This window comes from Phaeobacter sp. HF9A (assembly GCF_011806385.1).
Classification (GTDB): Bacteria; Pseudomonadota; Alphaproteobacteria; order Rhodobacterales; family Rhodobacteraceae; genus Epibacterium.
Genome location: NZ_JAATOX010000126.1, coordinates 1 through 11229 on the forward strand (window position 1 = coordinate 1; position 11229 = coordinate 11229).

Consider the following 11229-nt stretch of genomic DNA (forward strand, 5'->3'; position numbering starts at 1 on the left):
CCGAAGGCTCCGCCCGAAGGGTGGCTTGCCCTTGACGCGCACCAGTAGCAAACTCAACAGCGGTCCTGAGGGCAAACCTGCCCCTCAGGACCATCTCAGCGATAAAATCATGCAACCGCTGCGCCAAATGCCCAGGAAAGACAGATCCATCACCCCTCCCCCCGCGAAGAATAGGCGCGCGGAAGCGCACAATTTGAAAACCTGCGCAGCGGCTCTGCGCATCTTCTAAAAAAATAGTTTTCGCAGGCGAAAAAATCCCCTAGCATCTTCTGTGATCCCAGACAGATCAGCGCGACGTCTCCCCGGTCGCGACAAACAACAGCAAAGCTTGGACATATGCGCAAGAAACAGGACCACTCACTGCTGACCGAGGTCGAACTGGAGTTCATGACCGTGGTCTGGGATATGGGCCAAGGTTCCGTGCGTGACATCCTCGCCGAGCTGAACAAGCGACAAGAGCGCGCCTATACATCTGTGGCCACGGTCCTCAAGATCATGGAACAAAAAGGCTTTCTGACCAGTGAGCGGGTGGACCGTTCGCTTGTCTATTGCCCGGCCATTCCCAAGGCGGACTATCAAAAAACGTCGCTCAAAAACCTGTCGAGCAAACTCTTCAACGGCGCGCCGGCGGCCCTCGTGGCCCGGCTGGTCGATGACGAGGACATCACCGATGCCATGCTCGAAGAAATGCGTGCCCTTCTCAATGAAAGGCTGGGGGACAATGAAAGCTGATGCGCTTCTGAACACCTATATCGACCTGAACCTCCTGGTTCTCGCCGGCGCGCTCCTGTGGCTCGCCGCGCGTGCGGGTCTGCGACGGACCTCCCTCGCCACCGCCTATGGGCCTCAGCTCAGGCTGCTGAACGGGATGACGGTGCTGCTTGCGGCGACGCCGGTTCTGGTGCTGCTCCTGCACCTCAGCGGTCTTGGCCATGCGCCGACCCTGTCGGATGTGCTGGTCTCGCAGTATCTTCAGGGCAATGTAAACATGTCCGCCACGCATTTTGAATCCTTGATCGGCCTGCGCGAAGACCTGGTGCGCGACATCAGCGGTGGCAGCACCACCTGGAGCCAGATCGTCGCCGCCCTTTTGATCAGCGGCGCGGCGCTTTCTGCGCTGTTGCTGGGCGCCGCCATTCTGCGCCTGCGCCGGGCGCTTGCCGCCGCCTATCTCTGGAAACGCATCGGTCGCGTCGATCTGCTGCTCAGCGATGACACCGCCGTCGCCTATTCCACCCGCGGTCTGTGGCGGCGCTATGTGGTGCTGCCCACGGCCTTGCTCGCCGATCCCCGCGACTTGCGGGTGACCCTGGCCCATGAGCTGCAACATTTCCGCCAGAAAGACGTTGAAATCGCCTTTTTGATGGAATGCCTGCGCCCGCTGCTGTTCTGGAACCCGGCCTATTACCTCTGGCGTCGCGATATGCGCATGGTGCGCGAATTCGCCTGCGATCAGACCCTTGGCGCGCAGGGCCGTTTTGACCTGCGCAGCTATTGCGAATGCCTGATCCGGGCGTCTGAACGGGCCCGTGAAACCCCGATTTTCCTCAGTTCCCGCAGCCCCTCCGTGGCGCTTCTGAACCGGCGCGAGATCCATAGCGCACCGCTACTGGCCCGCCGGATCATCGCCGCGACCGAACTGCCACCGCAGGGGCGGCAGGGCCTGCTCTGGACCGGAATTTCCGGCCTGATCGCCTGCGCCGTGGTGATCACCGCCTTTTTGATCCAACGCCCCAGCGACTGGAGCCATGACCGCATCATGCTCTCCACCATCGTCAACCTGGAGCGCATGGCCCAGCGCGGAAGCTCAGACACCGCATTGTCGGCTCTCAACGGCGAATTCATGGTATCTTCGCGCTAAGCGGTGCGCCCATTCGCACGCGCCCCACGCAAAGGTTTTGCACCACATCCGCTTCCTCGGTATGAGCAACGGAGGAGACCATCGCCATGACATTGCCCCCTGATCGCCCTTCCCCAACCGCCTCGGCCGCGTCGCTTGTGTTTGATGCGCTGCGCAAAGCCATTATCGAAGGCGAGCTGGAAGAAGGCACCCCCCTGCGGCAAGACGATATTGCGCGCCAGTTCAACACCAGCCGCATTCCCGTCCGCGAGGCGATTTCGCGTCTGGAGGAAAAAGGCCTGGCAAGCTCGCAGCGTTTCAAGGGCGCGGTTGTGGCCGGGCTGGATATGGATGAAATGCGCGAAATCTTTGACTATCGCGCCCTGATCGAACCAGAGGTCATCCGCCGCGCTGTGCCACATATGGATCAGAAGATCCTCGCCGAAGCCAAGTCCTTTTTTCGCGAGCTGGATGAAACAAGCGATCCGATCCCTTGGGGTGATCTGAACCGTGCCTTTCACGAAAGCCTCTACCGGGCGTCCGGCATGCCCTTCCACGAGGACGCGATCGACAAGGCCATGGACCGGGTTGACCGATACCTTCGCGCTGCGCTGATCCGCTCCGGCAACATGGCAAAATCCAACGCCGAGCATCTTGCGATCTGGCAGGCCTGCGCCGATGGCGATGCGGATCGGGCGGCGGAGCTAACCCGAACCCATATTACCCAGGCCTGCGAAACGCTGCTCCAGAACCGGGCCGCGGCCGACTAGGGGGTCCTGCCGGAGGTCTTTGCGACGCAGATCCTTGCGCGCCAGAGGGCTGTATTGCGATTGCACCAGCGCCCGCCCGGCCGTGCCATAGAGATCCGCAGCCCGTAGCAATGCAGGAAACAGCGAGAACAGCTCCTGCCGGTCCCGATGAGACAGGCTGCGCAGGGCGTCCGGCCCCGGCCAATAAGTTTCCGTGGCGCAGCCATCTGCAAAGATCACCTGATGCGCCTCTGTCATCAGGTGGATGTAGCACAACGGCGTGCAGCTCTCGTCGATCCGGGCATTCTGCGGCGACAGATCCGCCAAGAGCCGGGCCCGAATGAAACTTTCCTGGTCGCTCCCGCAAGCCTTGGTCAGTTCCGCCGGTAGAACAAAGCGGTGCTGCGGTGACACCCACATGCGTCGCGTATTGCCAAGCTCGCTCCCGGCGCGCAGCAGGACCGGGCGTAGATGCGGGTTCCGAAGCAGCTCTTGCGTGCTCAGCTCCCGTTGCCCGATCCAGACCACCGGTTGCAGCCCGTTGTCCGCCGTCTGCACCAAATCCCCGACGCGGATATCCTCGACCGGGCGCGGACCCCGGGCCGTTTCCACCAGAGCGCCTGCGGTGAAACAAGGGATGCCGGCCGCAAAAAGCTGCGCATGGGTCGTCATCTGGCTGGGGTCGATCCCCTCCAGCACCAGTTGTTCTCCCTCCGGGAAAGTCAGCAACGTATTGCCAAAGCCATCGTCGGAAGTGGTCACATCAATGGTCTGCACCGCGCCATCCGCGCCGGAGCCGCCCGTCAGCGCTGAGACGTCAATCTGGTCATTGTAGAAGCCGTCGGAATCGTCATCGGCGAGATCAAAATCGGCAATGCGATCCGCACCGCCGGATTGGGTCAGCAGGAACTGGTCATCCCCGGTCCCGCCCGTCAGGCTGTCGTCTCCGCTGCCGCCCTGAATGGTATCGGCCCCGGCACCTGCATCAATGTTGACCCCAACGCTGTCGGCACTGGCATCCACCACATCGCCCTGATCCGTCAGGGTAAGGCGCTCGATCTCGGAGAAGGTAACGGTATATGTGCCGTCGGTAATAAAGCCCGCCTCATCGCCGGTATAGGTGACCGAAACCGGCCCGGTGAGCCCGGACATGTCGATGACGTCCATATCGACGCCAGCCTCGCCGCCGACGATGGTGTCATTGCCAAAGTTATCCTCGAGCACAAATGTATCGGCACCGGATTCGCCGTACATCTGGTCATCGCCGGTGCCGCCCACCAGCAGATCGTCGTCGTTGCCACCATACATGGTGTCATCACCGTCACCGCCTTCCAGCGTGTCAAAACCATCGGTGGCCGTGATGCTGTCATTGCCGGTGCCGCCAACCAGGCTGTCGTCGCCGCTGGAGTTGTGCAGCGTGTCGTTGCCCTCGCCCCCGTACAGCGTGTCGTTGCCGATGCCAGTGGTCAGAACGTCGTCGCCAGCGCCGCCATAAATGAGGTCATCGCCATCGCCACCCGAAATGGTGTCGTCATCATCCCCGCCGTCGATGGTATCGTTGCCGGCGCCGCCCTCGATGTAGTCGAAACCGGTGCCGCCGGAGATGCTGTCATCGCCGTCCTCGCCGAACATGCTGTCATCGCCGGTGCCGCCATCCAGGCTGTCGTTGTCGACGCCAGCGTAAAGGGTATCGTTGCCGTCGCCGCCCTCAAGCGTGTCGTTGCCCTCGGTGGCGACGATGCTGTCATCGCCCACCCCGCCAACGAGGCTGTCATCCCCCGCGGAGTTGTGCAGCGTATCATTGCCGGCGCCGCCGATCAGCGTATCGTTTCCAAGACCGGTGCTGAGGCTGTCGTCGCCCTCGCCGCCGTCGATGTAATCGTCGCCGTCGCCGCCCGACATGGTATCGCCGCCCAAGCCACCGATCATCGTGTCAGAGCCGGTGCCGCCAATCATGACGTCGTCACCATCGCCGCCATCAATACTGTCGTCGCCTTCGCCGCCGTCCAGCAGGTCATTGCCCCCTTCGCCGAAGATCACATCGGCACCGGCGCCGCCTTCCAGCGTATCGTCCCCCTGGGGAATCGGCGTGTAGACCGCATCTTCGATCAAATCGCCGGACAGCGTGAACCCCGAGGGCGAATCGCGGGACTCCAGGGTAAAGTTGATAAAGCTGCGCCCTTCGAACTGCGCCGAGAACTGAGCATCCTCGTCGTAGAACTCGTTCTGTTCGGTGCCAGAGGCGCGCACGATGCCCCCCTCTGTCGTTACATTGAGCGAGGTATCCGACGAGGTCCCGAAAGCGGTGTATTCACTGGCATCGAGCGACACGGCCTCGACATCATATTCGCGATAGTTCTGGTCAATGTCGTTGAAGGTGCCGGTGGAGTTGATGAACAGTTCCTCGCCCGTCGTGGGGTCGAAGAATTCCAGCCGAAATTCAGCGGTGTCGCCGTAACCATAGCCATCCAGCAGGATTTCCGAACCGCGCCCGCCAGAGAGATCAACCGTCATCCTCGGATCAGAGGTGCCGACCAGCACCAAACGCCCCCAGACGGATCTGCCATCCTCCAGGAAAGCGACGTCGCGATAGATCGCGGAATCTCCTGCCTGTGCGCAGTCACCGTAATAGGTCTGGCTCACCAGGTTCTCAACGCTCAGGAACAGCGGCGTGGCGTCCTGACCCATGTCGATGCTCTCGTCGCCGATCAGCGTATCATTGCCATCGCCACCTGAGGCATGGTCATTGCCGCCGCCGCCGAGCATGGTATCGTCATCATTTGACCCGGTCAGATCGTCATCGCCATCATGGCCGATTACCAGCTTGTGATGACCATTTGCATTGCCGTTTCCATGACCATTTGCATTGCCTTGACCATGGCCATTCCCGAGACCATTCAGGATGTCAGAGATCAGCCCCTCGTCCTCCTCCTCTTCTTCCTCCTCGGGAATGAAGTCAGGATCCCAGGGGTCATAGAGGTCAAGCTCCTGCGCTTCGCTCGCCTCCGGCAAAGACGCATCCGCCGCGCCGATCAAGACATGCGTATCCAAACTATCATGATCAATCTTTGGCATTGGTCAGAATCATCCACAGCAGCCTTGCTTCACCCCGCAAGAGGTTCAGCAAAGGACAAGTTACACTGCCCCAGAGATACCCAACCGTTGGAAAATTTCCGTTAATTGGCCGCACGACCCCAAGCAGAGCCCGGCACCGCAGGGTTTGGCGATCCGAAACGCCATGAACCGAACCGTCACGGTCGGCGACCTAAAACGCTCAATACTTAGGCATGAAAAACAATTCCTCGGATGATTTTCACTGTTTTATGAAGCGTTTACGCACTGAACACAGTTTTTTAAATCTCCAAACCAATCCTGACCGCTAATGGCACCAATAGGGCTTGGACAGCTGATGTATCTTCGCGTGATAATGTTTCTGGTCATTGGACCTCTGCTTGCTCTGGCAGCATACTTCATCTCTCAGGACGTAGAATTTCAACGGATGCAGAGGACTCAGGCAGTCACCGCGTCTGCAACGATTGAAACGTCAACACTGCTGAATGACCTGGTTCATGAACTTCAAAAAGAACGCGGATACTCTGCCGGGTTTATTTCTTCAAAGGGCAAGAACTTTCCCGACGAATTGGCGCAACAGAGGCGCGCCACTGAACGCGCATTGGACGCGATGCAGCTCAGCGCCGAACGGCTGCGCAGGCTTGACGCCGCGGCCTTCGACGCATCCATGTCCGAGCTATCAAAACGCAGTGACATGCGCAGTCAGGTCGACACGCTGACACTGACGGTGCCGCAGATGGCAGGATATTACACGTCGATGATCAACGGCCTTCTGGACCAGGCCAGACCGCGAGACCAGGAGAATGCGACAGCCCGCCAGCAGGCGTTGCTGCTGGCACGGACCATGATTGGCGGCGCCAAGGAGCGTGCCGGCCTTGAGCGGGCAATGGGCGCAACGGGGCTCGGCGGCGGTTTCAATTTGAAGGTGCATGATCGCTTCGTTTCGCTTGGTGTTAGCCAGCATGCGCTTCTGACAGAGGCGAAGCATCTGATCGCGGTTCCGGGCTGGATGGAGGAGCTGCACAGCCAGCCGCAATATCAAGCCTTGGCAGACGCGCGAAACAGCATAATCTCTGGATATGAGGACGCAGAATTCGGCGATCTGACGGCCCAGGAGTGGTTCCGCATTTCAACCGCCTGGATCGAGCTTCTGCGAGAGCGGGAAGTGGCACTGGGTCAAGAAATAAGCCAGCTTTCGAGCCAGATCACAAACAATGCCGAGCACGCCTATCGTACCCTGCTCTTGATTGGTGGTGGCGCGGGTGTTCTGGTGACGCTCTTCGCGCTTCTGAATTTCGAACGCATGATTTTCCGCATTAAACGCCTGACGAGAGTGGTCGATGGGTTCAGCAAAGGAAATTTTGACATTCCAATTCCAGGCACGACCGGACGGGACGAAATCAGCCGTATGGCCAGCGCGATTCATAGCTTCAAGCAGGAAACCTTGGCCATGCGGCAGGCTGCCGAGGACCTAAAAGCATCTGACGAGGCCGCGCTGAACGCAAAACATGGCCGGGTTGTGGATCTCGTCACCGAAGGGCTCGCCGCCCTCGCAGAGGCAGACCTCACGTCCCACTTCGACACCCCTCTGGACCCCGAATACGACAAGATCCGCAGCGATTTTAATACTGCCTCTGAAAGGCTGCGGGGGGTATTGTCCTCGATTGCCAATACGGTCGAGGATCTGGATCGCGCCTCAGCCGCCATGAAGAGCTCTGCGCTGGATCTGGCCGCGCGCACCACCGAACAGGTGGGAACCATTCAGGAAACGACAGCTCGGGTTGAGACGCTATCGGGTGAAGTTGACGTCTTCGGCAAGGACATCCTGTCCGCAGCGCATATGGCCGGCAGTGCGCGAGAACGCGCACACAGGTCCAGCGGCGTGGTTCGCGAGGCGGTGGATGCGATGGGGCGCATTCAGGCCTCCTCAGAGAAGATCTCGAACATTCTGTCCCTGATCGAGGATATCTCTTTTCAGACAAACCTTCTGGCGTTGAACGCTGGTGTAGAAGCCGCCCGCGCTGGGGAAGCCGGACGCGGATTTGCGGTGGTGGCCTCCGAAGTTCGCGCTCTGGCACAACGCTCCAGCGCAGCTGCGCTGGAAATCAAGGCCCTGATCGAGGAAAGCGGACAGCAGGTGCGGGATGGCGTGGGCTTGGTGGACCGTGCGGGCTCGGCGCTCACAGAAATCTCCGAAGAAATTACCAATGTTGATGATGTCCTCAATCGCATTTCGCGCGCCTCCGAAACGCAGGTTTCAGCGCTCCACAGCCTGAGCGAGGCCATGGGGATTCTCAACAACCTCGCCAGCCAAAACACCGCCGTCGCAGAAGCCACGCGAACAGCCTCGGGAGATATAGCCACACGCGCCGGACGACTGGCCTCTCTTGTCGCTGATTTTGTACTCAGCAAAAGCGACAACGTCCAAAAGCCCCCCGCGCGCGCCGCCTGACCGGATGCAACGCGAAACCTGAGACCCTGATCGCGGCGAAGGATGGGCGCGCGGGCGGAAAGAATAATTTGTCAGAGAAGTTGAAAAATGCTAGCGCCCTCATGAACGAGACGCAGAGCGGCGTCTTCTGGACGGGGATGGCAAATCGCCCCCACCCCATTGGTTGAGAGTGTGGCACGATGATCCTTTGCTGTGGTGAAGCATTGATTGATATGATCCCCGAAGAAACGGGAACAGGCGTAGAGGCCTATGTGCCCCATGCAGGGGGCGCGGTCTTCAATACCGCAATCGCTCTGGGCCGCCTGGGCCGCCCGGTTAGCCTGTTCAGTGGCATCTCAACCGACCTTTTTGGCACACAACTTCAGGCCGCGTTAAAGGCCAGCCATGTTGAGGATCGCTATCTCGCCCTCTCTGATCGCCCGACAACCCTGGCCTTTGTCAAACTGGAAGACGGACACGCGAAATACGCGTTCTATGACGAAAACACAGCGGGCCGGCTGCTTGGGACCGCCGCGATACCTGACCTCAGCGATGACGTGTCGGCCCTGTTCTTTGGCGGCATCAGCCTGGCTTGTGAACCCTGCGCGGATACCTATCAAGAGGTGCTTGCGAGGGCGCATAAGACCCGTGCAATCATCATGGACCCCAATATCCGCCCCGGCTTCGCCTCCGATCCGCAGCGATATCGTGCAAGATTGATGGAAATGCTATCTCGCGCGGATCTTGTCAAAGTGTCGGATGAAGATCTGGCCTGGATCATTCCCGAAGAACAAGACCCAATAGCCCAGGCAAACGCGCTCCAGGCAATGGGGCCGTCCGTCGTCTTGGTCACCCGCGGTGCAGAGGGCGCTTTGGGGCTGTTGCCCGATGGACAAAGTGTAGAAGTCCCCGCAGAACCCGCGATCGTGGCCGACACTGTTGGCGCGGGTGACACATTCAACGCAGGAGCAATGGCCCGGCTGGACGAACTCGGCCTGCTGAGCAAACCCGCATTGAGATGTCTCTCGCCTGACGCGCTGCAGCAGGCTCTTGCGTACGGAGCAAAAGTCGCCGCAATCACCGTTGCACGCCCGGGCGCCAACCCACCATGGGCAAGTGAGCTCTGACGGCGCTTGCCTCCACGATGTCGGCCCGAACCGCAAACGGGCTTCGGACCACGGGAAAAACCGCCCCCCCTTTTGGGAACCGCCAGAGCCTCACTACTGCTCTGACGCGCCACGCATGGCCAAGATGGTAGCCGCCTTGCGGTGGCACGCCTGCTGATGTGACAATTTTATAAACCCAACGCGTTTTCTGCTTGCACCCCTGCCCGCAGAGCACTAAACCCCGCGCTTAGTGGACCGATAGCTCAGCTGGATAGAGTACTTGACTACGAATCAAGGGGTCGGGGGTTCGAATCCTCCTCGGTCCGCCACTCCCCCCTTGTAGAACGTCAGACGAAATTGGCTTTTACGTCATAAACTGACCCAATCACCGCGAACCGGATGATTGTGGGCAAGCCGCGAGTATCCGGTTCGCCCCCCCCCTCTTACTGATGCTTCGCTAGATCTTTAGGGCGGCGATGCACGGAAAGCGCCTATGCTATGCTGGGATGGCGGCAGGACCGGTTTTGTACCATAAGGCCCAAATCAGCCATTGATCCTAGTGCGGGTTGCTGCTTTAGGCTGAACCAGCCAGCCAATCGTGCTCCGCGATTTTTTTAGCTCGTCCGCGATCCAACTTCGAAACGGATAGATCGAATGGTTCGGATCGCAGATCACCTTGAAGGTCACGCAACCTGCGTAGACGAGCGGCTAATATTCGGCGAGAATGACGTCTAACCAATGGCAGATAACAGTCTAGCCGAATGCGGCAGAGCAAAAGCCATGCAACAAATAACCGCCCCGGAACCATTCGATGTCTGACGAGTTGTCGGATCCGAGTACCGCAGCCCAGACACCGTCCGATGCTGAACTCGACGTGCTGGTCAGCGACCTGCAGCGTTCGATACAAGAGTGGGCAACTCGTCACGAGCTTTGGTTCGACTGCGGCTTCCAGTCCTATGCCGAGCGGGTCGGCGGAGAGCCTGGGGCGCCCCCCGTCGTCACGGTCCTGCACTTCGACGGCAACCTCGGACGCGCGCTCGATGGCGATTTCCACGGTCTCGACATCGAGTTTTTTGAGCTGCTTGAACGACAGGGCTTCTGGTATGAGCGCAATGACAGTGCCAGCGTCCATATATATCCAGAGGACGACAGTCCGTTTTTCCAACCGTTTCTCGACCGTGAGAATTGGCAGTGGGTATGCGGACTGGTTCAGCCGGACGTCGCGGACGTGTATGAAGAATTGTATTCGTACTTCGCGAGACGCCCGGAGGATCTCTACCGCCTCACTTGGCGCGAATTTGAGACGCTACTATTCCGAATTTTCCAGGCTCAAGGGTTTACTTGCGAGCTAGGCCCGGGCTCGAATGACGGGGGCATAGACGTCCGCGTGCTCCAGCGCGACCCACTAGGCGACATACTGACGCTGGTTCAGGCCAAGCGCTACGCTCCTCGAAACAAGATCGACCTGGCGGCCGTAGCGGCACTGCATGGCGTCGCAGACGTCGAAGCAGCTCAGAAGAGCATGTTCGTCACGACCTCCGACTACCTTCCTTCGGCACGGAAGTTCGCGGGTCGGACCCGCATCCCAATGACGCTATCGACCTCTACCGATGTCAGAGAATGGTGCCAGGACGCCAGCGCCGGGATCATCCGCGATAAGTCAAAGCTGGTAACACCTCAAGCGGTCTCTTCGCTGCTTCAGAGCTTCACTTTTAAAGATCCCCGCATCGTCCACGCGCGCACAGGCTACTCTGTCCTCACGAACCAGTTTGCGATCATCCTTAAGGAGACGAAGCACGCAGCGCTGTTGATGGCCATCCCTGCGCGAACCATCGCGGACGATGGTTATGGGCAGAGGGGCAGCGAGGTACCCGAGATCGGCCCCGAGTGCCTCAATCGCCTGACGGCGGATACCGTCTTCCGCGCAAAACGGTCCATCCTCAGCGGTGAGGCGGGGTAATCCCCCCGTTTCTGCGGGGACTTGGTCGTAGAATTTACGCGGCCGTTCTCAGTTTCTGGGCGGGGGTCATC

Annotated in this window: 7 protein-coding genes and 1 tRNA gene; 7 read left to right on the forward strand and 1 reads right to left on the reverse strand. The window is 59.7% G+C overall.

The window, feature by feature from the left end; translation table 11 throughout:
• The first annotated feature begins 336 nt into the window (after window positions 1-336).
• From HCZ87_RS17220 to HCZ87_RS17230, 3 genes are all read left to right on the forward strand, one after another.
• Window positions 337-732 carry a BlaI/MecI/CopY family transcriptional regulator gene (locus HCZ87_RS17220; RefSeq protein ID WP_167645742.1) on the forward strand — a complete coding sequence of 132 codons (396 nt, stop codon included), beginning with the start codon at window positions 337-339 and terminating at the stop codon, window positions 730-732.
• Window positions 722-1861 carry a M56 family metallopeptidase gene (locus HCZ87_RS17225; RefSeq protein WP_167645744.1) on the forward strand — a complete coding sequence of 380 codons (1140 nt, stop codon included), beginning with the start codon at window positions 722-724 and terminating at the stop codon, window positions 1859-1861. The genes HCZ87_RS17220 and HCZ87_RS17225 overlap by 11 nt, the downstream gene beginning before the upstream one ends.
• Before the next feature lie 86 nt (window positions 1862-1947).
• Window positions 1948-2610 carry a GntR family transcriptional regulator gene (locus HCZ87_RS17230; protein WP_167645746.1) on the forward strand — a complete coding sequence of 221 codons (663 nt, stop codon included), beginning with the start codon at window positions 1948-1950 and terminating at the stop codon, window positions 2608-2610.
• On the opposite strand, the gene HCZ87_RS17235 is transcribed toward HCZ87_RS17230, so the two are convergent.
• Window positions 2545-5664: a Hint domain-containing protein gene (locus HCZ87_RS17235; protein ID WP_167645748.1), complete on the reverse strand. Its 3120-nt coding sequence runs from the start codon at window positions 5662-5664 to the stop codon at window positions 2545-2547. The genes HCZ87_RS17230 and HCZ87_RS17235 overlap by 66 nt on opposite strands.
• A 334-nt stretch (window positions 5665-5998) precedes the next feature.
• On the opposite strand from HCZ87_RS17235, the gene HCZ87_RS17240 reads away from it, so the two are divergent.
• The 4 genes from HCZ87_RS17240 to HCZ87_RS17255 all read left to right on the forward strand — a co-directional run bounded on the left by HCZ87_RS17240 (window position 5999) and on the right by HCZ87_RS17255 (window position 11158).
• On the forward strand, window positions 5999-8113 hold the full coding sequence (locus tag HCZ87_RS17240) for a methyl-accepting chemotaxis protein (protein ID WP_167645750.1): 2115 nt from the start codon (window positions 5999-6001) through the stop codon (window positions 8111-8113).
• A gap of 179 nt (window positions 8114-8292) precedes the next feature.
• Entirely contained in the window at window positions 8293-9219 is a 927-nt protein-coding gene (locus HCZ87_RS17245; protein ID WP_167645752.1) for a carbohydrate kinase, read from the forward strand.
• A 231-nt stretch (window positions 9220-9450) separates the two neighbouring features.
• Window positions 9451-9527 (forward strand) — tRNA-Arg (locus tag HCZ87_RS17250).
• 482 nt (window positions 9528-10009) lie between these two features.
• On the forward strand, window positions 10010-11158 hold the full coding sequence (locus tag HCZ87_RS17255) for a restriction endonuclease (protein ID WP_167645754.1): 1149 nt from the start codon (window positions 10010-10012) through the stop codon (window positions 11156-11158).
• Window positions 11159-11229 lie beyond the last annotated feature (71 nt).